20 protein-coding genes are annotated in these 25,227 nt (G+C 35.3%); 15 read left to right on the top strand and 5 right to left on the bottom strand.

Annotated features, from left to right (window positions below; translation table 11 throughout):
* The first annotated feature begins 3 nt into the window (after window positions 1–3).
* The 3 genes from cyoE to ACNF4Z_RS00215 all read left to right on the top strand — a co-directional run bounded on the left by cyoE (window position 4) and on the right by ACNF4Z_RS00215 (window position 2,033).
* Window positions 4–873, top strand: coding sequence for a heme o synthase (gene cyoE, locus ACNF4Z_RS00205; protein WP_458327224.1), 870 nt, complete (start codon window positions 4–6; stop codon window positions 871–873).
* Window positions 874–1,076: 203 nt separating this feature from the next.
* Complete coding sequence (locus ACNF4Z_RS00210; protein WP_458327225.1) at window positions 1,077–1,559, top strand: hypothetical protein; 483 nt, start codon at window positions 1,077–1,079, stop codon at window positions 1,557–1,559.
* Window positions 1,560–1,652: 93 nt separating this feature from the next.
* Complete coding sequence (locus ACNF4Z_RS00215; protein ID WP_458327226.1) at window positions 1,653–2,033, top strand: DUF6015 family protein; 381 nt, start codon at window positions 1,653–1,655, stop codon at window positions 2,031–2,033.
* Here ACNF4Z_RS00215 and ACNF4Z_RS00220 read toward each other — a convergent pair.
* Complete coding sequence (locus tag ACNF4Z_RS00220) at window positions 2,030–3,376, bottom strand: MFS transporter (protein WP_458327227.1); 1,347 nt, start codon at window positions 3,374–3,376, stop codon at window positions 2,030–2,032. The genes ACNF4Z_RS00215 and ACNF4Z_RS00220 overlap by 4 nt on opposite strands.
* A gap of 157 nt (window positions 3,377–3,533) precedes the next feature.
* Between ACNF4Z_RS00220 and ACNF4Z_RS00225 the strand changes: the two genes are divergently transcribed.
* Both ACNF4Z_RS00225 and ACNF4Z_RS00230 read left to right on the top strand, forming a co-directional pair.
* The gene (locus tag ACNF4Z_RS00225; RefSeq protein ID WP_458327228.1) at window positions 3,534–5,240 is read left to right on the top strand and encodes an ABC transporter ATP-binding protein; all 1,707 of its coding nucleotides are present in this window, start codon (window positions 3,534–3,536) and stop codon (window positions 5,238–5,240) included.
* Between the two features lies 1 nt (window position 5,241).
* Window positions 5,242–7,026, top strand: coding sequence for an ABC transporter ATP-binding protein (locus tag ACNF4Z_RS00230; RefSeq protein WP_458327229.1), 1,785 nt, complete (start codon window positions 5,242–5,244; stop codon window positions 7,024–7,026).
* On the opposite strand, the gene ACNF4Z_RS00235 is transcribed toward ACNF4Z_RS00230, so the two are convergent.
* Window positions 7,023–7,940: a TIGR01777 family oxidoreductase gene (locus ACNF4Z_RS00235; protein ID WP_458327230.1), complete on the bottom strand. Its 918-nt coding sequence runs from the start codon at window positions 7,938–7,940 to the stop codon at window positions 7,023–7,025. The genes ACNF4Z_RS00230 and ACNF4Z_RS00235 overlap by 4 nt on opposite strands.
* A gap of 74 nt (window positions 7,941–8,014) precedes the next feature.
* Between ACNF4Z_RS00235 and ACNF4Z_RS00240 the strand changes: the two genes are divergently transcribed.
* From ACNF4Z_RS00240 to ACNF4Z_RS00255, 4 genes are all read left to right on the top strand, one after another.
* Window positions 8,015–8,368, top strand: coding sequence for a hypothetical protein (locus ACNF4Z_RS00240; protein ID WP_458327231.1), 354 nt, complete (start codon window positions 8,015–8,017; stop codon window positions 8,366–8,368).
* A gap of 149 nt (window positions 8,369–8,517) precedes the next feature.
* Entirely contained in the window at window positions 8,518–11,802 is a 3,285-nt protein-coding gene (locus ACNF4Z_RS00245; protein ID WP_458327232.1) for a thermopsin family protease, read from the top strand.
* Between the two features lie 55 nt (window positions 11,803–11,857).
* The gene (locus ACNF4Z_RS00250; RefSeq protein ID WP_458327233.1) at window positions 11,858–13,294 is read left to right on the top strand and encodes a menaquinone biosynthesis decarboxylase; all 1,437 of its coding nucleotides are present in this window, start codon (window positions 11,858–11,860) and stop codon (window positions 13,292–13,294) included.
* Window positions 13,219–14,148 (top strand): UbiA-like polyprenyltransferase, encoded by a 930-nt coding sequence (locus tag ACNF4Z_RS00255; RefSeq protein ID WP_458327234.1) that lies wholly within the window; start codon window positions 13,219–13,221, stop codon window positions 14,146–14,148. The genes ACNF4Z_RS00250 and ACNF4Z_RS00255 overlap by 76 nt, the downstream gene beginning before the upstream one ends.
* A 13-nt stretch (window positions 14,149–14,161) precedes the next feature.
* Here ACNF4Z_RS00255 and ACNF4Z_RS00260 read toward each other — a convergent pair whose 3' ends face one another.
* Window positions 14,162–14,701 carry an inorganic diphosphatase gene (locus ACNF4Z_RS00260; protein WP_458327235.1) on the bottom strand — a complete coding sequence of 180 codons (540 nt, stop codon included), beginning with the start codon at window positions 14,699–14,701 and terminating at the stop codon, window positions 14,162–14,164.
* A 90-nt stretch (window positions 14,702–14,791) separates the two neighbouring features.
* Between ACNF4Z_RS00260 and twy1 the strand changes: the two genes are divergently transcribed.
* Window positions 14,792–15,739 (top strand): 4-demethylwyosine synthase TYW1, encoded by a 948-nt coding sequence (gene twy1 / locus ACNF4Z_RS00265; protein WP_458327236.1) that lies wholly within the window; start codon window positions 14,792–14,794, stop codon window positions 15,737–15,739.
* Between the two features lie 5 nt (window positions 15,740–15,744).
* Here the strand turns inward: twy1 and ACNF4Z_RS00270 are convergent, their stop codons facing one another.
* Both ACNF4Z_RS00270 and ACNF4Z_RS00275 read right to left on the bottom strand, forming a co-directional pair.
* Window positions 15,745–17,262, bottom strand: a complete 1,518-nt coding sequence (locus ACNF4Z_RS00270) for a hypothetical protein (RefSeq protein ID WP_458327237.1) — start codon at window positions 17,260–17,262, stop codon at window positions 15,745–15,747.
* Entirely contained in the window at window positions 17,263–17,592 is a 330-nt protein-coding gene (locus ACNF4Z_RS00275; RefSeq protein WP_458327238.1) for a ribbon-helix-helix domain-containing protein, read from the bottom strand.
* A gap of 324 nt (window positions 17,593–17,916) precedes the next feature.
* On the opposite strand from ACNF4Z_RS00275, the gene tes reads away from it, so the two are divergent.
* From tes to ACNF4Z_RS00300, 5 genes are read left to right on the top strand one after another with little or no spacing between them, the layout of a single operon-like run.
* A complete protein-coding gene (tes, locus tag ACNF4Z_RS00280) occupies window positions 17,917–19,632 on the top strand; it encodes a tetraether lipid synthase Tes (protein ID WP_458327423.1) in 1,716 nt (571 codons plus the stop codon).
* Window positions 19,633–19,634: 2 nt separating this feature from the next.
* Window positions 19,635–20,021 (top strand): hypothetical protein, encoded by a 387-nt coding sequence (locus ACNF4Z_RS00285; RefSeq protein ID WP_458327239.1) that lies wholly within the window; start codon window positions 19,635–19,637, stop codon window positions 20,019–20,021.
* Between the two features lie 43 nt (window positions 20,022–20,064).
* Complete coding sequence (locus tag ACNF4Z_RS00290) at window positions 20,065–20,613, top strand: pyruvoyl-dependent arginine decarboxylase (RefSeq protein WP_458327240.1); 549 nt, start codon at window positions 20,065–20,067, stop codon at window positions 20,611–20,613.
* Between the two features lie 5 nt (window positions 20,614–20,618).
* Window positions 20,619–23,282 carry a leucine--tRNA ligase gene (locus ACNF4Z_RS00295; RefSeq protein ID WP_458327241.1) on the top strand — a complete coding sequence of 888 codons (2,664 nt, stop codon included), beginning with the start codon at window positions 20,619–20,621 and terminating at the stop codon, window positions 23,280–23,282.
* 5 nt (window positions 23,283–23,287) lie between these two features.
* Window positions 23,288–25,225 carry an SDR family NAD(P)-dependent oxidoreductase gene (locus ACNF4Z_RS00300; RefSeq protein ID WP_458327242.1) on the top strand — a complete coding sequence of 646 codons (1,938 nt, stop codon included), beginning with the start codon at window positions 23,288–23,290 and terminating at the stop codon, window positions 25,223–25,225.
* The last annotated feature ends 2 nt before the right edge of the window (window positions 25,226–25,227 follow it).

The following is a 25,227-nucleotide window of genomic DNA, read 5'->3' on the forward strand; positions in this document are numbered from 1 at the left end:
GAATTGAACAAAAAAATATCTTTTAAAAAAATTAATAGTTTATTCAAAATTGAAATAACTTTTTTAATTGATATGGTTGCAATAGCTGGTTTTTTTACATATAATGGAGCATTAAATCATATATGGTTGCTTTTGCCTCTTCTTGTATCAGGATCACTAGCTTCTTTCTCTTCAGCTTTATTTAACAATTTATTTGACAGAGATATTGATTCCGAAATGAATCGTGTTTCATCATATAGATCTATTGTAAGAGAAAATTCAACTTCAATTTTGGCAACTATGGTATTCTTTATTATTACTTCAATTATCATTGGAGTTATTTTCCTTAATTTACTTTCACTTACCTTTATTATTAGCGGTTTTCTTAGTTATTCCCTTTTGTATACTGTGTTTCTTAAAAGAAAAACATCCTGGAACATAGTGATAGGTGGTATAGCAGGATCATTTCCTGCTTTGGCAGGGTCAGCAGCTGCAGGCAATATAATAACAACAGGATCAATAATTATAGCTGCAATAGTCTTTTTATGGACTCCAACACATTTCTGGTCTCTTGCCATTAAGTATCGTGATGATTATAATAAGGCTGGAGTACCAATGCTTCCAGCTGTTAAATCATTAGATTTTACCAGAAAAGCTATATTTCTAAACACAATAGTACTTTTTATTTTCATAATTATGTCTGTGTTTATAACGAACCTTGGAATTCTATATTTTATTGTAAGTATTGTATTTGGAGCAATTATGCTCTTTATATCATTCCAGAATATGATTAAAAAAGGTCTGGAATTTCAATACATGAAGTTGTTTGGTTTTTCAAATATTTTTCTTCTTCTTGTGTTGATAAGTGTAATATTTCTCAGCGTACAAATATGAATGTGAAATATATTACTATAATAATGGCCAAACTTGATAATATATCTGATTTTCTGCGACAAAACACTCTGATAATGATTATTTTTCCTTTAGCCGCTATAATGTGCAATTTCTTTATTTTCAGATTTCCAGATTATGCCACAGTTATCACATATTACATTTTATATCCCTTGCCAATCATTTCAATTCTCTTATTTTATATTATGGAAAAAGAAAAGGTGATAAAATCATACCTTTCGCCATATGGTATAATTTTCTTATTCTCTGTGTTAATTGTATGGATTTATCTTGAACTAGTATTTGGATACGGTAACTCATTAATATCATATTCACTTTCATCCATCTTTTACCCTTCATTTGTGGAGTTAACAATTTTTGCCTTCATTTCTGTAGAAATTCTTTCAAATTATGTTGATCGCGGTAAGGCAACATTTTTAGCAACTATACTTTATTTTCTTTATTATTTCTCAGTTCTTATTAATAGTTTACCGGGATTCCCAGGGATTTACTTTCCAATATTTATGCTTGACTCTTTTGCAATCGGGCTTGTCTACATTACAATATATTCAATCACAAAAACAATATATTTTTCTGTTGCGCTTGAGATCTCCCTTTTAATAATTATTAATTTCTATCCTCTTCCAGTTTGGTTTCCTGCTTTATATTATACACTTGTACCATCATGATCTTTGAATAATAATAAAGTTTTTTTAAAATTAAATTAAGAATTTAAATCCCAGATAGTTTAATAAACATTGATAAATTTTCTGTTGATTAAAATGGGGGTACTCAGAAGAGAGACCTTGTTACTAGCTCTTGAGAGAATATACGGAAAAAAGGGTTTAAGTAAAGGTGAGGTCGAATCTTTCTGCGATTTTATACTTTCTTTTTTTGGATATGAGGATTATGTGTTGGACAATGTGCTTTCCTCACAGGAGAGAGATGCATTCTACGATCTTGAGGAAAATGGAATACTTAAAACAGAAAGAGAGGAAATAACTCTTCCAAAAGGTAAGATCTGGAGAATAAATCAGTGGACATATATAATGGATAATATAATAGGTGACAAAGATTCAATGGAAGAGGGAAAAACAGACATTGAAAAAGAATATGAAGAAATATTTAGACAAATAGAAAAAGAAAAGGCAAATAATATTTAAACTTTTATTGGATCAATCTTTGTACTAAATGTCTCCCTGCTTAGCAATATACCTGCTCCCATGGTCACTATGGATATTATAATTATTACAAACCAGCTTATTATGAATCCGTGAGTATTTCCTTTGTAAATAAAATCATTGTAAAATATTATGGCAGAAATTCCAAAAGCTGCTGGTATACCTCCCAGGTTATAAACAAATCCTACACCAGAGGTCCTATGTCCTTTATGAAATATCTCAGTCAAATATGCTGGTATTGCTGCGAAAATAGCTGCTTCAGCTAAGCTTTGAATGGAAAATGCATAAACATCGTTCATAAGGGTATTGAAATAAAGTAGTATCATTTCAGTTATGATTGAAACAATAACAAAAACTATGAAAAATATAGATATGGATAATTTTCTCCTTACTATGTAAAATGTCAGGAATCCTCCTACCCATACCCCTATAAGTGAAATCAGATTTATGATTTCGTTGTAGTAATTGTTTACAGGTTTTGAAAGATTTGAGAACATTGAAGGAAGAAATGTTGGATAGAATGATAAGGTCACTGTATTTGCTAAAAGAAGACCTGAAATTAAAAGTATTGCACCAAAAATACCTGGGTTTTTTGATATTGCATTCAAGGCAGGAGTTTTCTCTATCTCATCACTTAGTTTAATTTCTTCAAAAATTGGTGTTTCTCTACTGTAATGCCTGATTATAAGGGTAAGTAAACCTGGTATAAGGGAGGTGGCAAAAAGTATTCTCCAGCCATAATTGTCAAAAGCAGATGTTCCCATGAAGGTTTGCATCTCCTCACCAACAAGAAGCAGGAGGAAATATCCAACTCCATAACCACTCTGTACAAAAGAACCTACTGGGGCTCTGTATTTTTCTTTAACTGATTCAAGGGATAGGGATGCACCACCTGAATATTCCGCGCCTGCAAAAAATCCCACAATGAATAATACTATGAAAAGTAAAATGATTGAAAATATTGGGGAAATTCCATAAGTTGATAAAACCGAGGCTGAAGGTAGTAGGGATATGAACGCGGCTGAAATTGAAAAACCTAATATTGAGTAAGTAAGCATTTTCTTTCTCCCCAATGCATCTCCAATATAATTGCTTAACAATGTCGCTCCTATAAACCTGCCAATAGCCCCAACCACCAATCCGAGAAAAGTTAAAAGATCTGACATTCCAAAAATCTCAGCCAATAATATGGCATAAACTGCATATCCTATAGACACATATCCGTCCATCAACCATCCTGAAAATGCAGAAATAACCTGGATTAACTGACCTCCCCCACTCATTTTTTCAGAATTACTATTTATGAGATCATTATTATTTTCCATTTTAATCCGTAAATATATAAATTAAATATACTTTGTCAATTCATTACTGAGTATATAAAGGGAAAATTTTTTCATTTTGTTGAAATTTATTTAGAAAATATTTAATCTTGATTCTTAATAACCATAATTTTTATGTAATAAAGTATTACGGAAATATTTGATAAAAAACGGAAGAAGTTTAACTGAAAGGTTTAAATCTCCAATATACCCTCTCCTCTTTTCTTTCAATTATCTGAAAGGAAGGAAGTGGCTTATATATGGTATTATTGCAGCTTCTGTAGTATCTACAGCGGCAAGGCTTTTAGTACCTGTGTTAATCGGCGATATTATAGATAGTATTAAGAATGCAAATTATTCATCAGTTTACTCTGAAATATACCTTATTCTTGTTATGGCTGTGGTTTCATCAATTGCGAGCTTCGGAGTTAACTATGGATCTCAGTACACTAGCCAGGTATATGCCTATAATTTAAGGAAAAAACTGGTTAACAAAATGTTCAATAAGAAATATCAGTTTTTTGAAGGGCAGGTCTCTGGAGATCTTTTGTCAAAAACAACAATGGACGTTGATGCTTCAAGGAACTTCATAATGAACACTCTTTCTTCTCTGATTCCAACAATAATCATGATCGTATTTGCAATAATCTACCTTTCAATACTATACTATGTATTTGCAATAATTTTTGCCTTATCACTTCCATTCATAATTTTCATTGGTATCGTGTTTCAAAGGAAACAGAGAACTCATTGGAGAAATATAAGGGAACTTTACGGGCATATGAACGAAAAACTAACAGAAAATATTGCAGGTCAGAGAACAATAAGAAGTTATATGCTTGAAAATGAACAGATAAAATCATTCAAAGAAACAACTGACGGGTATTACAATGAATACATGGAAGTTGCACATCTCAGGGGATTTTACAATAACCTTATGCCATTTATAATTGGGCTAGCAGCAACTGCAACAATAATTGTGGGAAGTTATGACGATATAATACTGCATGGCCAAATCGGAAACCTTGTGGGTGCAGTTAATATATTCACACTAGTTGCTTTTCCAGTAAGTTTTCTAGGAAGGCTAATAGTTTTCTCAGAAAATGCAAGGGCGGCCATTGGAAGAATAAATGAAGTCCTTACAGACAGTGGTGATGAGGTTCTTGTGGACAAAGATGATTTTAAATTAGGAAATGATATTTTAATGGAATCTGTGAATTATAAGAGAGGAGAGACAACTATACTCAAGGATATTAATTTAAGAGTAGATTCGGGGGAGTTCGTTTGTATAACTGGTGAAACAGGCTCTGGAAAATCCACACTGGTTGGTATGCTTACAAAATTGATAGAACCTAGTTCTGGAACAATTAAAATAGGTGGTTTGGATATAAACTCAATTCCATTGGGTGTTCTTCGAAAAAGGGTATCAATTGTGCCTCAGGAGAGCAATCTGATTTCAGGAACAATTATGGAAAATATTAAATTTGGGAGATCTGACATTCCCGATTCAGTGGCCATTGAGGCAGCAAGGATCGCCGGAATAGACGATTTTGTAGAATCTTTACCGGAAAAATATGAGACCGTGGTGGGAGAGAGAGGAATAACACTCTCCGGGGGCCAGAAACAGAGGGTTACTCTTGCAAGGGCCATAGCATCAAAACCTGGCATTCTGATACTTGATGATGCAACCTCAAGTGTAGATGCTGAAACTGAGCTTAAGATTTTCACTAACATAAAGAGGGCAATAGTTGGTATAACCGTCATAATAGTGTCACTTCGTTATTCATCAATGAAATATGCAGACACATTGTATGAGTTGAAGGATGGAGTACTACATCAGATAGAATTTGTAGAAGAGATGAAATAATATGGAAGCCAGAAAATATGAGGGGGTAGAGGAACGTTACATTAAAGCACTAAAGGGGAGAAAAGCTCTTAGAAAAATGATTTCTGATGTTGTATCTCATAAAAGAGGCTTTGCAATTATTGTCATCTCAGTCATTACAACCGCTGCAGCAAGTACCTTAATCCCATTAATGGTGGGTTTTTCAGTGAATCAGATTGATTATGGAAATCTTAAGGGGGCAATATTTTACGCATTTGTATTTCTGGCACTTTATGGGATTCAATTTTTAGCCAACAATTTCAGAGCAATAAGCACAACGGAGGTAGCCCAATCAACAGTGAAGGAACTGAGGGAAAAATCATTCAATAAAATTCAGAGGGTTCCAATTTCCTTTTTCAGCAATATAAAATCTGGTTTTCTTATTAGCAGAATAACAAATGATGGTGAAACCATTGGAGATTTTTTGACTTTTCAGATTCCTCAGGTAGTATCAGGTGTCGCAACAATAATAATTTCAATTTCCATTATGATTTATTATAATGCTTACCTTACAATGTATGCAATCATAGTCCTGCCATTTCTAGTAATTTTGACACTTTCACTACAGGGAAAAGTTAGACAGAATTATCTAAGGACAAGAAGAACAATCGCTGCAATAACTGGAAATATGGCCGAGAATATAAACTCTATAAGAAGCATAAAGGCCTTTAACGTGGAAAAATTTGTTGAAAAACGATTTGAATTTTTAAACAGCGACAACCTGGAAGCAAATATTAAGGCGTCAAGACTCGCCTCCATTTATGGCTCAATCGTCAGAATTCTAGAATTTGTAGGGATTATTATAGTGATATTGGAAGGTGTTGCCCAGCTTCAATCAGGTTTAATCTCCATAGGCATTCTAGTTTCATTTATATTGTATGTTCAGGAATTTTTTGATCCCGTTATACAGCTTTCACAGTTGTACAATTCATATCAATCATCAATAGTAGGGGTTGGGAGATTGTATGGAATTATTAACAGTCAGGATGATGATGTTGATGGTGGAAAGGAAAAATTCTCAAAGTTAAAAAAAGGGTATCTTGCAGATTCAATGAGTTTCTCATATGGAGGAAGAAACGCTCTTGATGATATAAATGTGGAGATTGCAAAAGGTGAGAAAATAGGTATAGTGGGACATACCGGAGCCGGAAAAACAACATTTTCAAACATTTTGTTAAAATTTATTACACCAACTGCTGGAAAATTTCTTGTTGATGAAAATGATATAAAGAACGTTGAAACAAAATTATACAGACAAAGGGTAGCCGTTGTTCTTCAGGAGCCTTTCCTTTTCAATGATACCATAATAAACAATGTGAAATTGAGCAATCCAGAAATTTCAGAGGATCAAATAAACGAGATAGCAAAAACATTTGGCCTTGATAGAATATTTAAAAAATTCCCAAATGGTCTTCAAACAAAAGCAGGAGAACTTGGAAGGAACCTATCAGAGGGTCAGAAACAAGCTGTTGCAATCCTAAGGGCAATAATAAGGGATCCAGACATTTTAATTATGGATGAGCCAACATCTAGCATAGACCTATATTCAGAAAGGTTGATTTTCAATGCAATTAAAGAATTTTCAAAAAACAGGACACTTATTTTGATAACTCACAGATTCACAATGATAGATCTGGTGGACAGGATAATGGTTTTAAAAAATGGAAAATTAATAGAACATGGAACCAAGGATGAACTGATGAAAAAGAATGGAGAATTTTTCAGGATGTATAATATTTTGTATGGCCAGGAAGATATTGAAAATTAATAATTAAGTATTTTTTTCACAGTATCAAAATAATCAGAATTTTTAATTTTGTATCCAAGTTCATCCATCCTTGAAGATTTTACAAACTGGCTTTTTAGTACCAAATCACTGGCTGGTCCAAATAATGTTTTAATTATAAATCCTGGAACAGGCAATCCAGATTTTTTACCAAGAGCTTCACCTATACCTCTTGAGAATTCCTTGGAGCTTATGTTACCTGCAACAGCATTTATTGGTCCTGAAAAATTATCATTTTCAAGACTTTTTATAAAAATTCCAACTTCATCCTCTATGGAGATCCAGGGGAAAATTTGATCTCCTGGTCTTACATACCCTCCAAGTCCTTTGTTAAAATATGAGACCAAAACATCAAGCACACCAGTATTTTTCATTAAAACAAGTGTAGTTCTTACATTCACAACTCTTAGACCCAATTGTTTTGCCTTGTCTGCAGCATTTTCCCAGTCCAAAACAAGTTTAGACCAAAAATCATTACCCGGCGGAGATTTTTCATCCACTGAAACGTTTTTTGCATAACCATAATAACCGGCTGCTGTACCATTTATGAAAGCATTTGGTTTTTTTTCTGATTTTTCTATAGCACTAACGAGGTAATTCACTACACCTATCCTGCTCTCCCTTATTTCATTTTCATAACCCTTTGTCCATTTTGCAAATATTGGAGCTCCCGTAACATTAATTACATAATCTATGTTTTTCATAACATTTACTATTTCATCCATCTTTTTATTATTAATCACAAGAAATTCTTCAGCATCTGGTATATTTTTTTTAGCTTTTTCTATGTCCCTTGATAATGAATACACTGAATGTCCGGATTTTATCAGCTGCTTTGCAATTTCTGAACCTATACTTCCCGTTGTACCAGAAACAAGAATATTGGATTTTTCCATAAACATTAAAGTATTAAGGGAATAAAAAGAATTGTTCTAAAATTTTATATAAAAATGATCCATTCTTAATATAAATGTACGCTGAAAAATTCTGGAGGGAAAAGATAGATGAAACAGTAAGAAGGGGCAAGATTGAATTTAAAAAAGATGATAAAGTCCCCGATCCCTCAGATTCAGGATTATTCAGAAGATCGGTTGGGGAAATAAAAGGCCAAAAATCTGACTGGAGACACTCCTTACAGGGGCGTAGAGAAGGGATTCATCTTATAGAATTCAATGACAGATATGAAATGCATGTGGACAGATATGACCCCTCAAAAAATCCATTGGGCCATCTTATATTTGATAGCCCAATCTATGGTTTGATTGCGTTTACTGCAACAATGTTTTCCCTGATACTATTTTCAGGAATTATTAAAAGAAAATGATTAATTATTTTTTATCATTTAAACTCATATATTTCTCTTTCCTTTTTATAAAGTTTTGTTAAATTAGGGTTTTACCGTTATATTATTGAACAAGCATAATATATTTTGAGTTCATAATCTTTTTATACAATTAAGACCATAACAGGGTAATGAGAAAAATCAAGCCTATTTTGGCAATTATTGTCGTGGCTGTGATGATTTCCGGGGCATTTTTTATTTTTGGAAACTCGCAGCAAATGAATAATTTTGGTACAAGCGATAGATCTGTAAATACTCAGTTACATCCGGTAACAAATGATATGTCAACCAATACAGCATCTCAATTGTTGTCCTCTGCAAAGAGTTCAAAACTCACTGGAGCTTACGAAGCTATACAGAATGCAATTGAGCAGAAGGTTCCGATGAAATACCTTTTTGTTCCAAATCTTCATCCAGCAAGCAAGGTTGTGAACAATGCGATCACACTTGGCTATATTACTTCTCCTGCTCCAATGGGAATTGGCTTTTATAATCTTTATAATGTCAGTGGAAAAACTTTAACAAAGAATTCAACAACCTCATCATTTGAGGCAAGTATAAATATTAGCAATCTTGAAACAACAAATCTTGCAGATCTTGCTCCAAATACAGTAACATTCCAGCTGAACGCAATTCTGAACAACGTTGAAATATTGAATAAAACAGGTTATGTATTCTGGACACAGAATGTTGTTGATTATTCAGCAAGGACACACCAGCTTACATTTGTAGATAATATATGGAACTTTTCATCATCAAGTGCAGTTGTTGAACCGGGCACATTTTACTACTCATCTACACCAAGTGTATCAAGCACAACATTGATCAATATAGGACCAACAGTGTATGCAAGTCCTCACCTTGTACTTAATCTATATCTAAACACATCCCTCTGTTATGGTAGACAGACAGTTTTCTTTAATTATTCATATGTAGTTGGCGGAGTCATGCACTCTGGAAATTATGAAACAGCCATTTTCAACAACTTCGTAAATCAGTCGTCATCAATTTCATATAAAGCAGCACCATTAACATATTTCGTAAGTGGTAATACACTCACGCCAGTTGGCATACCATATGATGCTGAAATCATGATAGGTGGCCCAGGTGGTGGAAGCACAGCCACAGTCTTTGGCATCAATGGAACGTTCAACCTTAAATATTACAATATGACAACAAAAGGTTACATGAATGTTCCGGAGGCTTATGATATAGGCTCTGAGACAGGGGAAACATCTACAGGTGTGAATGTGCACTACGAGGGAAACACAGCATATCTCCAAACAGGACCTTCAATGGTGTATGGTCTATGGAATTCAACAGAAAATATGACTGAAAAATACACCATATCAGTAAGCAATGACAATGGTTTCGTCTTTGTATCTCCGAACGAGAAGATTTTGAACGAGACGTTTTTAAGTTTATACCTCTGGGATTACATACCAATTTTACATAACAAGATATCCTTCTACCTGCCAAATTCTACCTATTACGTGGAGGCTCTTGACAATTATTACGATCCAATAAGTGCAGAGTTGAATTACACAACAATGTCACTGGCACTTAATTATGTGAAGAACGTGAGTATGGGAGTTTACACTCCAATATATGCCTTTAATAATTCACAATTAGGATCTATTGCTATTTCAGGTTCAGGTACTTTGTCCTCCCCTTATGTTATAAATGCATGTAGTATTAATATTAACCCAATATTTGGCCAGTTCAATGATTATCTTTTCCCCATATTCACAGGGGTATTCTTAAATGGCACTTCCATGCATGTGAAAATAGCAAACTTCTCAATGCCAGTATCTTATCAGGGATATTATAATTTGGATATTGCATTTTTAGATCAAAATTTTGGTTTGCAGCTTCCTACTTTTAACGGACTTAATTTCTGGATATACAACTCCTCCAATGTTATTGTAGATAACGCAAGGGCATTCTCATGGTATTCATCAAATCAGGCTGGCTATGTAGAGGGCACACTCACAGAGTGGAATTCATCAAGGATTAACATAATGAACAGTGAATTCATATCTTTTGGAAACTCAATATTCCTTGAAAATCCTGCAAATCAGAGAGGGTATGTGAACATAACAAATGTTACATTTATTGATGCTGCATTTGTAATGAACGTTTCACTTTTAAACCCAATCTTCAATTCATTCTACAATGGACCAAATCTGGAAGGTCTGTTCATGTGCTCTGGATACGATAATATATCATATTCACACTTCTTGACTCAAATACCTGTCCGTGATCCTAATTCAACATACATGGGTAATTCATTCTTCAGTGATTATTTCTGGAATTACGAAGGAAGTGGATCTTACAATGATTATGGTACAATGGCTACTACAGCAAAAAATATTATGGAGATGCCCGGATTTAATTTCACACTTTCAACACCTGAAAACATCCAAAATGAAGTTTATGTGTCCTATTTGGGCTTGGAAATCAAATACGAAGGTTCAGGAAACTATTTTGATCTTCCAATTATAAACACGACCTCTTCAGCAATGTATTATTTCACATTACTAGTGAATGATCAAGGATACCAACAATGCTCTGTATCAATGATCAATACAACATCACTAAAATCTGGTGATACTTATTTTGCACAACCATTCACGTCTAATTTGGAGTTTATGGAGAAAGGATTAAAATCAGGAACAATGTGGTCGGTTGAGGTTAACGGTGTTGATCTCCAATCCAGCACCAGTTCTGTCTGTGAAACAGTTGTGAATGGCTATTACACTTACGTGGGTATGAATGTCCCAGGTTACTCTGGAATGAACATGGGTACAGTAACCTTAAATGAGAGTAAAGTTGTTGTTCTAACATATATGAAAGAATACAACCTTACATTCATGGAAAAAGGATTACCATCCGGAACAAAGTGGTCAGTAACACTCAATGGAATGACAATGTCTTCAGGTGGGTCAACAATAACATTCACAAATGTCACCAATGGAAGCTATTCATATTCAATAATGCCTGTTACTGGATATGGTATGTCAGTGTCATCTGGTACTGTAAATGTAAGGGGAAGTTCATCGGTTTCTGTTAAATTTACTCAGTTAATGTATTCCTTCACAATAGTAGAGTCAGGTCTGGTATCTGGAACAAACTGGACAGTGGTGATTAACGGAAATACATACAACAGCACAACAGACAGTATTTCTGTGATGTTGCCATACGGAACTTCAATCACTTACTTGGTAAACAATGAAACTGGATATCTAACAACAACATCCTCAGGCTCACTGATTCTTACTGGAAATGACACCATAAATGTAAACTTCTCCACACAAACAGTATCTGGTACACTTACAATAATAGAAATAATTATTGCAGCGGTTGGTGGAATAGCAGTAGGTGCAGCAGTAACAATAATATTCAGGAAAAAATAAACAAAATAAAACTTTTTTTAACAAAACAATAAACACTTTTTTTTAATTACCACTTATGGTATATAACGATATTAAGGACTACATTGAAGACAGAAAAAGGAAAAAGGATTACATACAGTTAGATGATGAAACAGATAGGAACCTAGAATTAACCTGGATTTTAAGCGAAGAAGAAAGAATAGGAAAAGGGAGAACAATTCTTTTTTCACATCCCAAAGGGTCTGACATTCCTGTTATTGGAAACATATATTCCAGATGGGATAAGATGTCTGATATTCTGGGGGAGGACCCATCAAGAATCGGCTCAGCTCTAAGGGAACTTATAAAGCCCCCCGATCAATCAGAATCATTCATTGGAAAGGGTCTTGAACTTCTTAGACAGTTATCTGGAATAAGGCCAAAATTCCACGATAAGAATACCATGGAAACAGAAATGAAAAAGGTGGAGCTTTCAAAATTACCAATATGTACAACCTGGCCTGAAGATAAGGCTCCCTATGTAACACTTCCAGTTGTAATAACAAAGGACCCTGTAACAGGGAGAAGGAATGCAGGTATGTATCGTTTACAGTACTATGACGATGAAACCTTGGGTATGCATTGGCAGATCCATAAGGACGGTTCAAAGCAATTTCAGGAACATTCTGAACATGGAACAATAATGCCAGTTGCTGTGACTCTAGGGACAGATCCACTTACAATTTTTTCAGCAATTGCTCCACTTCCAGACCCTCTTGACGAATTCTCATTCTGGGGTTTAATTTCGAAAGAGAGAATGGATTTAATAAAGGGTAAGACTAACGATCTATATTATCCAGAAAATTCAGAAATCGTTCTGGAGGGTTATGTTGATCCTTCCGAATCAAGGTTGGAGGGTCCTTTTGGTGATCACACAGGATATTATTCATTGGAAGAGGAATTCCCAGTATTTCATGTTAAAAAGGTTCTAATGAAGAAAAAACCAGTATATCCAACCACAATTGTGGGTAAATTGTGGCATGAAGATGTAATAATGGGAAAGGCTGTAGAGAGGCTTTTCCTTCCCCTCATAAAATTACAAATACCTGAAATTGTGGATATGAATACAATGGAAGAGGCCGTTTTTCATAACATGGTGGTGGTGTCAATTAAAAAGAGGTATCCTGGACATGCAAAGAAGGTTATGTTTTCAATATGGGGGACCGGCCAACTTATGTTTTCAAAAATTGTAGTGGTTGTGGATGATGATATTAATGTTCATGATAGAAAACAGGTTATATGGGCAATGACTACCAGAATTGATCCAGACAGGGATGTGGTTATTATAAAGGGGACACACACAGATAGTCTTGATCACGCATCACCAATATTCAACTTCGGATCAAAGATGGGTATTGATGCTACAAAAAAATGGAAATCGGAGGGATATGATAGGATATGGCCGGATACATTGAAGATGAATCAGACCGTGGAAGACAAAGTGAAAAAAATTATGGAAAGACTAAAAGAGTGAAGGATTTCGCTGAATTCATAAAGATCGAACATACTATTTTTGATCTTCCATTTATTGTGAGCGGATCTTTCATTGCTGCCAATGGGTTCCCGGGAATCAAAGAACTTATTCTTGTATTATTTGCCGGCTCACTTGCAAGAGCTGCGGGAATGTCAATTAACAGAATTCTTGGTAGAAAATATGATATAATAAATCCAAGAAAAAAGAACTGGGCTCTTGTAAATAACAGTATTTCATTACGAAACACTTTAATCTTAACAGCATTCCTTATATTTCTTTTTGAGATTGATGTATTTTTCATAAACAATCTTGTGTTACTGCTTTCACCTGTAGTCATAATTTTATTTTTGATAGATCCAGTACTGAAAAGATACACACAGTGGAGACATTTTTTCATGGGTCTTACAATAGGAGTTGGGGTTATGGCAGGTTACCTGGCAGTTACCCCTCATTTTCCTTTAAATCCTGAAATCTATTACCTTGTACTAGCAACGGGCACATGGATCGCTGGATTTGACATGATATATACAATACAGGATGTTGAAGTTGACAGAATTAACGGTTTGAAAACAGTAATGTCAATTTATGGAATTAGAAAGGGACTTATAATAAGCGATATAACACATGCATTCACAATATTGTTGTTCGGGTTGATGATAATTTCATTTAATTCAATATACTATGATGTTGCATTTGTAATAATTTCAATTCTCATTGTATATCAGCACCTCATTATCTCTGAAAAAGATACAACAAGAACAAAAGCTTCTTTTTTCAATTCAAACTCATTCATAGGTATAATCTTTCTTGCATCAATAATACTTAGTGAATATTCAAGAATCAAAATATTATAAGTTTATAAAAAATTTATTTTTCAAATTTTTCATTGAACATTTTCATGGAAAGTCTGATCTCCTCTTTAGCTTTTTCAGCGTTTTCCCAACCTTCCACAGATGTTTTTTTGCCCTCCAGGATCTTATAGGTTTCAAAGAAATTCTTTATCTCATCAAGCAAATGCTTGTTTACATCCCTCAGCTCTTTTATTTCAGAATTGTTTGGGTCCTTTGAAGCAACACACAATATTTTATTATCCCTGTCTCCACCGTCTATCATTTTCATCATGCCTACAGGTCTTACCTTCACTATAACTCCAGGACTTAAAGGAAAACTTGTTATAACAAGTACATCCATGGGGTCTCCGTCAGAATAATAAGTTCTTGGTATAAGCCCATAATCAAGGGGATAAACCACACTGGAGTGAAGTACCCTGTCCAGAATTATACCTGGTCCATCCTTGTTTATCTCATATTTATTTCTACTACCTTTCGGTGTTTCTATTATGGCATAGAACTCATCAGGGATGTTCTCCCCTGGATCAACCTCAAGCCAAAGACTTCCATTGCTCATACATTCAAAATACAATTATGATAATAAAATTACCTAAAACAACCACTGGTTGATGAATGTTTAAATAACCGTTTACTCTTTTGTTTATAAATGCAGAAACAGGTCGCAAACAAATATCAGGAAGTATACAAAAAACAACACTACGGTTTAGTTGGAAAACATTCAGCGGTAAAAGTTTGTCATTGGACAAAGAGTGAGCTGACTGGAGGCCCCTCTTGTTATAAAGGTACTTTTTATGGGATTCACTCTCATCAGTGCATACAGATGACTCCGGCTTTAAATTCCTGCACTGAAAACTGCTCATTTTGCTGGAGGTTTAATGGCTTTGACAGTATGAGAATATCGGATGAGGACGATCCGGAATTTATACTTGAGGAGAGCATAAAAGCACACCTAAAACTTATATCAGGTTTCAAGGGAAATCCAAAGGTTACAAAGGAAAAATGGGAAGAGGCAACCCATCCAAGACATATTGCCATATCACTAACCGGTGAACCCACCCTTTATACAAGGCTTGGGGAGTTCATAGAGCTGGCTCACAAGAGAGGGTTCTCAACATTTTTGGTTACAAACGGAACATTACCGATGGTTCTTGAAAATCTGGATCCTCTGCCAACACAACTTTATGTCACAACTGCAGGACCAAATAAGTTAATTTTCAACGAGCTTTTAAATCCGGTAATTGGGAATGCATGGGAAAACTTCCAAAAAACACTGGCTCTTTTACCATCTCTTAACACCAGAAAGGTCATAAGACACACACTTGTGAAGGATGTTAACATGCCATATTTAGAAGAGTATGCTCAGATGGATAAAATGGCGAGCCCGGATTTTATCGAATCAAAGGGATACGTTCATGTTGGACAGTCCATAGCAAGACTATCGGAGAAGAACATGCCATCACACGAAGAAATAATGGATTTTTCAAGGAAATTATCTGATCTCACAGGATATGAACTGACTGCGGGCAGGAAAGAGAGCAGGGTTAGTCTCCTATGTCGTGATCCATCAAAATCTAAGATAAACTTTGATCATTAAAATTTTTAAAGTAAAATTTCGTCAAGCATAAGAAATAGGTATGAGACTGGCATATCTATATAACTTGATTGAAGTTTTAGTGGATCAACTTCACCAATGTATCCTGCAAATTTTCCATTCACATTAATATATCCAGCTCTCCCCTCAATAAGAAATTCCACTCTCCCTTTTTCTATTTTATAATTTTTGATTGACAATCCATATAAAGTGGAATCAAGATAACCCTTTATTTTTGAGTAAGATGAACCCTCCCCTGCTATTGTAATTGCCAGAGACATTACCTGTTTGCCCTCTCTCATAACATCACCTATTTCGAAAATCTTCTGAGGGTAAGGATTTTTTTTATTGATTGAGAGCAGTTTTAAATGATTGTCAATGAAATCTGTTCTTATTGAAGAATAATCCTCGCTTTTTGGATTCAATATTTCATATCCGCTTCTATTATTTTCTTTATTTCCCTGTAAAACAAATGTCATAACTTCCTGCAGATTAAGTGATAGGAGGTATGATCTCAAATTTCTTCTTATCTGATTGTGAATTTCGGGCTTTCCCTCCAAATATTTTTTTGGGACTATTTCAGGAATAAAGTCAAGACCTGCTGACTTAAATACATCCTCATAAATGTCTATGGGGCCCATTACATCCACCCTTCCCAGAGGTACTGTAACATATCCTTCATGAAGAATATATCCCATTCTCTTTAGATGAAATTCAGTATTTTTGACAGTGCCACCAATAATTCCATTAAGATCCATTTCATTAAATTTTATTTTCATCTCGTTAAATTTTTTAAATTCCGTGTATAAGCTAATATCTACTTTTTTTCTTAGAAAGTAAAAAGCTGTCAATGAAATTCCAATCCTGAGATAGTGTTCATCTTCAGCAGTTATGTCCACAAGAAAGCTTTTTGTTTCACCATTCACCCTGGTTCTGTATGAATTGAATAGAGGTGGCACTGAAATAATGCCTGTGCTGTCCATAACTGCTAATGGTTTTTTCAGATCATTATCACTGGCATACATTTTTCCTTTTTCATGCTCCCTTACTAGATCTGATATTTTACCAGTTAGGTCATCAAACGTTCTGAATTTTTCATTCTGATTTGCATATCCATACTTTATGGGAAAATTAACATGGTCAAGATCATGAACCCCTATTGCAAATCCCTTTCTTGATCTTCCACTATTCTCACTTATTCTGTCGCAATATTCAAGAAAATCATTCTGATCAATTTTTACGTTTTCAACTTTGAAAAAGGCAAAATAGGGTCTTCGTTCTGGTTTTTCATATTGAAATTTTTTAATTTTTATGTGACCGTATTCACTCACACCTTTTGAATAAATATTCATCTGTTCAATTATGCTGTCAACTGAATAAAGATCAGGCCTGTCAGGATTAAGCTCAATTTTAATTTCTTCATCATTTTCAATTGAAAAACCTATAACTCTTGAGAATTTTTCCAGGTCATCAAGTTTTAAATCTTTCTCTAAAAGCCTTTCTTTTTCAACTCTTAATACAACCAATTAGTTCTCACCCTTTTCAGAATCCTTTTTAATATCAGAGCCTTCAATCTTATTTTTCAAGTACTCCCTAAGTATAAACCTTATCATCTCCTCAAGATTCAGAGCCTCCCCATCATTTACCATTTTATTCAACTGGCCCTTAACTTTTTCAGGTATGTCCAGCTCTACTCTCCTCCCACTTCCCAAGGATTCTCTCCTTTGAATGTATTCTCTTAAAGCATCTCTCACCACATCTGATAGAGTGTATTTTCCATCCTCCCTCACTATATTTTCCAATTTTTTCAAATCATCCTCATCTATCCTAACCGTAATTCTTACCGTGGATGACATCTGGCATACCTTAGCACATGATTGTATGTCAATATATATACTTATGACGGGTTATACCATTCATTAATTCCATTTGCGACATAAAATATTAAAAAAGAACTTAATTTTAGCAAATAAGATAACATATTAGTGAATAAATCTGTTAAAAAATTAGTTTTAATCACTACAAAAATCTTTTAATATACCAAGTCTTATCAATTACTTAGGTGTAAAAAAATGATTGCGATGGAGGTAAAAAACAAGTATCCTGAAATCAGGTTTGCGTCTGATTTCGAGATAAGCAAGAACGCGCCTTTTAAAAGTGTTGAGGAGTTTGTAGAGGCAATGGGACACCTTATAAACGAGGATATGATGTTAATAAGAGTAACAGAAAGTTTGTGCCCCATATGTGTGGATGATGAAAAATTTGATCAGATGAGAATTCCCGCAATTGTTTATGAGAACGGTGGAGAAGTTAAGTTAATAAAAGAATGTGCAGAGCACGGTATAACAAGAGAGAAATACTGGGAAGACTATGAAATGTACCAGGAAGCAAAGAAGTGGCAGGATGGCGGAGTTAGAATATTGAACCCACATGTTGCCTATTTGGAATCCAAGATAGTCTGTCCAACTCACTGTGGTCTTTGTGTCAAGCACAAATCACACACTGGTCTTGGTAACGTAGTTGTTACAAACAGATGTGATCTATCATGCTGGTACTGTTTCTTCTATGCCAAGGAAAATGAACCAATATACGAGCCTTCACAGGATCAGGTAAGAATGATGCTAAGAAGAATGAGAAATGAAAAACCTGTAGGGGCAAATGCGGTTCAGATAACTGGAGGAGAGCCGGCGATAAGGGACGATATCATAGACATAATAAAAATTGCAAAGGAAGAGGGTTATGACCACATACAATTGAACACAAACAGTGTAAGGTCTGCCTTTGACCCAGACTTCCCAAAAAAGATAAGGGCTGCAGGTTCAAATGTAATATATACCAGCTTTGATGGTCCAACTCCAAGATCAAATCCAAAGAACTTCTGGGAAATACCAGCTGCTCTTGAGAACTATAAGAATGCTCCATTGGGTGTAGTACTTGTTCCAACCGTCATAGGAGGAATAAATGATAACTACCTTGGAGACATAATAAGGTTTGGTCTTTCAAATATAGATGTGGTCAGAGCAGTAAACTTCCAGCCAGTAAGTCTTGTTGGTAGGATGCCTGACAGGATGAGGGAAAAACAGAGAGTTACAATACCAGGATGCATTAAAAAGATTGAACAGCAGACAGATGGAATGATAGGAAGAGAGGATTTCTTTACAGTTCCTTCAACAACAAAAATTTCAAACTTCGTTGAACAGCTGAAAGGAAAGGATATGTACAAACTTTCAATACACTTTGCCTGCGGAATGGGAACATACATTTTCAAAGAGGGTGACAAAGTCATACCCATAACAAGGTTCATTGACGTTAGGGGAATGTTTGAGTACATAGGCGAACTGGCAGATGACATAAAGGGCTCATCAATAAAGACTGTGAGAAAGATATCATCCGTAACAAAATTGCTCGCAAATCTGAAGAAATTCGTGGACTATGAAAAAGCTCCAACAGATTTCAACCTGAAGGATATGGTATACAATGCATTCACAGAGGGAGATTATCATGGATTGAAAGCTTTCCATTACAAGTCAATGTTCATAGGATTTATGCATTTCATGGATCCATACACATACGATGTTGACAGGGTAGAAAGATGCGATATCCACTATGCAATGCCAGATGGAAGAGTTGTACCATTCTGTGCATTTAACGTCATACCTGAGCTGTACAGAGATGCAACACAGAGAAAATACTCAGTACCTGCAAAAGTCTACGAAGAGAGAACTGGAAAAATACTGAAGAGAGACAAATACTTCAGGGAATACACAATGGAAGAAAAGAAGAGAATAATTGATTTCTACGAGAGAAGCATCGGAAGGAAACTGACACAGGACGAAATAGGACTCAATCTGGAAGAGGCAATACCTGTTATATCATCTTCAAAGCCAGATGAGTAAAGATGTTCAGGGAGGAGTTTCACTCCTCGGACATTAAATACCAAATTTTTTTTAACAATAGTTTTGAGTTTTTTGAGGGTATAATAAACGTTTTTAGACATTCAGTTGCTGCCAATAAAAATGGATCTGAAAAATGCAATGTTGTATTTGATAATGCCACCTTGAATGAAAAAACAGGAATCAGATTTTTCAATTATCTAATAAATTTATTAGAGATCGAGATGAAACTTCCTGAATCCATCTTAAAATTCGATGAACAGAATAACAATCTTATTCTCACTTGCTCCCTTTTAAATGAAGATGAGATATCTCTATTGCAATCAGTTAAATCTGCTACATATGCATCTAAAATTGTTCACAATACATTTGAATTGGTAATAGATGTATGATTTTAATCTTTAAATTTTTATTCAACAAAAACATATGCACTAAATGACCAATCTAGTACCATCTAAAATTTTCTTTACAAGGGGAGTAGGCAGAGACAAAGCTATGCTTAGATCATTTGAAGAGGCCCTCAGGGATGCAGGGATAGCACAATTTAACCTTGTTTCAGTAAGTTCCATACTGCCACCCGAAGCAGAGATAATAAGTAGAGAAGAAGGTTTAAAATATCTGAAGCCAGGTCAGATACTTTTCACTGTGCTTGCAAGAAATCAGACAGACGAATTAAACAGAATGGCAAGTGCGGCAATTGGATATGCAATTCCAAGGGATCGAAGCAGATGGGGCTATCTTAGTGAGCATCATAGCTTTGGACAGACAGAAAAAAAGGCCGGTTTTTTTGCAGAAAAATTGGCGGCAGAGATGCTCGCGAGTACTCTAGGGAAACAGGCTGACCTTACATGGAACAAAGAGACGGAAAGTTACAGCCTGGGAGATCAAATTCTTCAGACCGGAAACATATGCTCAACCGCATTTGTTATGAGGGAGGAAGAATGGACAACAGTTGTTTCAGCTGCAGTTTTAATAATTGAATGATTAATATGGAAGAGATAAAAGAAGAGGAGATTTTAAAATTCTGGGATAATATTGGAGCATTCAAACCCCATATATCCCAAAAAAAGAAATTTTTTATAACAGTGCCATGGCCATATACAAGTGGTCCATTGCATGTTGGTCATGGAAGAACATACACAATAGCAGATATAGTTGCGAGATATAAGAGAGCAACAGGTTTCAACGTTCTTTTTCCAATGGGTTTTCATGAGAGTGGAACACCTATTGGTGCAATATCTGAAAAAATTAGAAAAGGTGACAATAAGACAAGGGAGATGTATTCCAATTATGTGAGGGAGTACGAAACTGAGGATTTGGTAGAAAAGCGTCTTACAGAATTTCAAGAACCTATGAATGTTGCGGAATATTTTTCTCAAAGGATTATACAGGATTTCAAATCTCTGGGATACAGTATTGACTGGTCTAAATCTTTCAGATCCATAGACCCCATGTATCAAAAAATGGTAGAGTGGCAATTCAGGAAACTTGATTCCTTGGGATACATTACAAAGGGGGAATATCCTGTTCTGTTTTCAAAGGATGATAACAATCCGGTTGGTGAAGACGATATAGATGATGGTGATACAAATAAGGTTGCAATAGAAGAATTTACATCTGTGATTTTCAAAGGTGAGAATTTTTCAATCGCAGCTTCCTCACTAAGGTCTGAGACCATATTTGGAATAACAAATTTGTGGGCGAATCCAGATGCAAAATATGTTATCGTAAGATTCAATGATCTGGAAGTTTGCATAACAAAAGAGGCAGCTGAAAAACTTTCATTACAAGTTGCAAAATTACAGGTGATAAGGGAAATAGAGAATAACGGGGAGATATTCGAACAGATATTTGAAAGTCCAATCACAGGAAACCGCCTCAAAATATATGAAAACAGATTCATAGATCCTGATAATGCAACGGGAATAGTTTATTCTGTACCAGGTCATTCTGTAAACGATTTATATTACACTAAAGAACTGGGATATAAAATTGAACCAATTTACATTATAAAAGTGAACGGAATAATATCAAAGGCAGACACTTTGATAGAAAAAACAAACTCTGATGATATTAAGGAATTGAATAGTCAGTTATACAGAACTGAGTTCTACCAGGGTGAAATGACAAATACTGGAGTAATTGATGGAATTTCAGTCCAGGATGCAAGGGAAAAAATCAAAAACGACCTTTTGCAACAAAAAAGCGCATTCATATTTTATGAAACTTCACGAAAGGCATTTACGAGAGATGGAAAGAAGGTTACAGTTGCGGTTATAAGGGATCAATGGTTCATAGATTACTCAAACAAGGAGTGGAAAAAATTAACAGGGGAACTAATAGAAAATATGGATTTTATACCCTCATACATAAAAAATAATATGGCAGATATCCTTGAATGGATAAGACAAAGACCCTGTGCAAGGAGAAGAGGTCTTGGAACAAACCTACCGATGGATAAAAACTGGGTAATAGAGTCCCTGTCAGATTCCACAATATACCCGGCATTTTATACAATAAGGGAACTATTGACAGGGATGGATTTTAATTCCCTTACAGATCAATTCTTTGACCAGGTTTATCTTGGACAATCAGATGATAACAGTGAATTGAAAAAAATTCAGGATTCATTTAATTACTGGTATCCTGTAGATCTAAGAGTTACTGCACAACCTCATCTTTCAAATCATCTCATATTTTATCTTATGAACCATACGGCGATTTTTAAAAGGAATAAATGGCCAGGAGGTTTGATGATATCAGGCCTGGTGACCAGGGATGGAGCAAAGATATCTAAAAGTAAGGGCAATGCAATATCTCTTCTTGATATTTCAAGGAATTATGGAGCAGATGTGTTCAGAATGTATGTGGCACTTGCATCCGATGTGGATTCAACTATGGATTGGAACGAAAAAGGCCTTCAGGAAATCAGGGGTAGGTACGAGCAGGTTATAAACATCCTTGGCAAAGGATACAGCGACCAGATGAAGGACAGTATTGCAGGAAAACTCTTTCACAATCTTTTCCTCAGGCATTTTTCCCTTTTTTTGAATTACATGGAGAAATACAGGATAAGGGAAGCCTATGTGGAACTTATTTATGGAGTGATTAACACATTAAACGAAATGAAGAAAATTGAAAGTTCATTCGACTATATTCAGAAAGAGGATTTTGTCAAATGGATTACAGCATTAAGTTTTGTAATTCCTTTTTCTTCAGAACATTTTTGGAAAAAATTTGAATTGGGGGATACAGTGAACAAATCAGAAATCGAAACTAACGTGGAGTATGATGAACAGTTAATAAGGGAATATGAGTATTGCAAAAGTCTTATATCAGATATAATGTCCATAAAAAAAATATTAAAGAATGAAAAAACAGTGTGCAGGATAATGATATGTGGAGAGAACCTCAAAAGGGAGGTAGAAGAGATTCTAAGTGGTGGTACAAAGGTTAAAAGGAAGGAGATAATAGGAATAGTGAGAAAAAATAGGGGAAAAATTATTACAGAAGTGAAAGAAAAAGAAGGCATAGAAAAATACAGGAAATATATTGAGGCCTCAACTGGATTGGCCCTTGAAGTTATTGTAACAGATGATTTTGAAAAAAACAAGGTTCCATTACCTGGAAGGCCTGTTATAAGTTTGGAGTGATTGATATGGATTTATTGGATGATAGAATCAGAACGGCAAGGTTGCTTGGGGCAGATAATGATCTGGTATTGCATGGTGGAGGTAATGTAAGTGTTAAAACAATGGAAGAAGACCATGCTGGAAGAATTATAAAAGTGCTCAGGGTAAAAGGAAGCGGCTCAGATATGTCTTCCATGGAGAAGTGGAATCTCACTGGTTTAAGAATGGAAGATATTCTTCATGCAAGGGAAAAGGAGAGTATGACCGATCAGGAAATGATGGATTATCTTAAGAGGAGCATGGTTAATCCATCAGAGGCATCTCCATCCGTTGAGTCATTTCTGCATGGATTCATTCCTTACACATATGTTGATCATACACATTCTGATCACATTTTGATGCTTACCAACACTGAAATGAGCAATGATGAAATAAAAAAGATACTTGGAAATGTACTGATTGTGGATTACATAAGACCTGGGTTCACTCTTGCCAGGGAAGTTTTGAAAAAAATTGAGAATATAACTCCCGATGTGGAAGGTATAGTTCTCAGGAAACATGGTCTATTCACGTTTGGTGAAACTGCCCAGGAAAGTTATGACAGACATATGAGAATAGTTGGAAGAGCCAAAGATTACATCAAAAAAACAACGGGTTTTAATTTCTACACAGAAAAATATGAAAAAGACCCTGAAATGAAAAATAAGATAATAGAGGTAAGAGGCGCATGTTCCAAGATTTTCAACAAAGCTGTCCTCATGGATACTTCAGAAGAGGCAATGAGAATAGCCAGGTCGGAGGAGGCAGAGAAATATCAGCATAGTGGACCAGCCACCCCTGACATGCTCATAAGAACGAAATATGAATATGTGTTTCTTAAGAGAGAGGATGAAGTAAGAAAAGTAATGGAAGAGTTTGCGGAAAAATATATTGAGGAGCAAAAAAAGTACGCATCACTTTATCCGCCTCATGATCCATATCCCGCTGCTGTCATTCTTTCAGGATATGGAATTATGACAATGGCCAGGGATTATCATACATGTGAGATAATCAGGGATCAGATAATTCATTCAATTAGGGTAAATTCAATTGCTGGAAAAATTTCCAGGCATTCTTTTATTTCAAAAAAAGAGGCATATGAAATGGAGTACTGGCCACTTGAAGAGGCAAAGCTTAAGGGATTCAAACCAAGAACTTTGCAGGGGAAGATTAGCCTGGTTACAGGTGCCGCCAGTGGTATAGGTCTATCATCTGCAGAGGCACTGTCATCAAATGGTTCAATAGTTGTCTGCGCAGATCTTGATCCCAAGGTAAAAGAGGTTGCAGAAAAGATTGAGAAAAAAACAGGAAGCAGATGTATACCATATGTGATTGATCTTTCAAAAATAGATGAAATAGACAAGATGATGGATTTTATTTTTTATCAGGTAGGTGGAATTGACATAGTTTTCAACAATGCGGGAATACTCAAATCTGAATTCATTGAAGATATTTCAATTGAAACATTGAACAAGCACATTGATATCAATTCAAGGGCCCCATTTAGAATCAGTCAACTTGCATTTATGGCCATGAAAAGGCAGGGTATCGGAGGGAATTTCGTTTTCAACATAACAAAGAACCTCACACATCCAGGCCCGGGCATGGCATCATACGGAACAACAAAGGCGTTTGCTGCCCAGCTCTCTCATTACATAGCTAAGGAGGGGGGAAAATACGGTATACGGTCAAACATAATAAATCCGGATAAGATATTCAAAAATTCCAAAATTTGGGAGAACGGTGTACTGGAATCAAGGGCTAAGGCCAAGGGTATTTCAGAGGAGGAATATAAGAAGGGAAATCTGTTAAGAAAGGAGGTTCTACCTGAACATGTTGCCAATGTCCTCATAGCCCTTGTGACGGAGGAAATATTCGGTTGCACAACAGATGCAATGATACCAGTTGATGGTGGAATACTTTAAAA

This window comes from Caldiplasma sukawensis (assembly GCF_052315375.1).
Classification (GTDB): Archaea; Thermoplasmatota; Thermoplasmata; order Thermoplasmatales; family Thermoplasmataceae; genus Cuniculiplasma.

Coding starts and splice junctions, on each gene's coding strand:
- ACNF4Z_RS00210 (WP_458327225.1), top strand. CDS start 1,077: ATGGAAAAAGAAAAGGTGATAAAATCATACCTTTCGCCATATGGTATA.
- ACNF4Z_RS00215 (WP_458327226.1), top strand. CDS start 1,653: ATGGGGGTACTCAGAAGAGAGACCTTGTTACTAGCTCTTGAGAGAATA.
- ACNF4Z_RS00220 (WP_458327227.1), bottom strand. CDS start 3,376: ATGGAAAATAATAATGATCTCATAAATAGTAATTCTGAAAAAATGAGT.
- ACNF4Z_RS00230 (WP_458327229.1), top strand. CDS start 5,242: ATGGAAGCCAGAAAATATGAGGGGGTAGAGGAACGTTACATTAAAGCA.
- ACNF4Z_RS00235 (WP_458327230.1), bottom strand. CDS start 7,940: ATGGAAAAATCCAATATTCTTGTTTCTGGTACAACGGGAAGTATAGGT.
- ACNF4Z_RS00240 (WP_458327231.1), top strand. CDS start 8,015: ATGTACGCTGAAAAATTCTGGAGGGAAAAGATAGATGAAACAGTAAGA.
- ACNF4Z_RS00245 (WP_458327232.1), top strand. CDS start 8,518: ATGAGAAAAATCAAGCCTATTTTGGCAATTATTGTCGTGGCTGTGATG.
- ACNF4Z_RS00250 (WP_458327233.1), top strand. CDS start 11,858: ATGGTATATAACGATATTAAGGACTACATTGAAGACAGAAAAAGGAAA.
- ACNF4Z_RS00255 (WP_458327234.1), top strand. CDS start 13,219: ATGGCCGGATACATTGAAGATGAATCAGACCGTGGAAGACAAAGTGAA.
- ACNF4Z_RS00260 (WP_458327235.1), bottom strand. CDS start 14,701: ATGAGCAATGGAAGTCTTTGGCTTGAGGTTGATCCAGGGGAGAACATC.
- twy1 (WP_458327236.1), top strand. CDS start 14,792: ATGCAGAAACAGGTCGCAAACAAATATCAGGAAGTATACAAAAAACAA.
- ACNF4Z_RS00275 (WP_458327238.1), bottom strand. CDS start 17,592: ATGTCATCCACGGTAAGAATTACGGTTAGGATAGATGAGGATGATTTG.
- tes (WP_458327423.1), top strand. CDS start 17,917: ATGGGACACCTTATAAACGAGGATATGATGTTAATAAGAGTAACAGAA.
- ACNF4Z_RS00285 (WP_458327239.1), top strand. CDS start 19,635: ATGTTCAGGGAGGAGTTTCACTCCTCGGACATTAAATACCAAATTTTT.
- ACNF4Z_RS00290 (WP_458327240.1), top strand. CDS start 20,065: ATGACCAATCTAGTACCATCTAAAATTTTCTTTACAAGGGGAGTAGGC.
- ACNF4Z_RS00295 (WP_458327241.1), top strand. CDS start 20,619: ATGGAAGAGATAAAAGAAGAGGAGATTTTAAAATTCTGGGATAATATT.
- ACNF4Z_RS00300 (WP_458327242.1), top strand. CDS start 23,288: ATGGATTTATTGGATGATAGAATCAGAACGGCAAGGTTGCTTGGGGCA.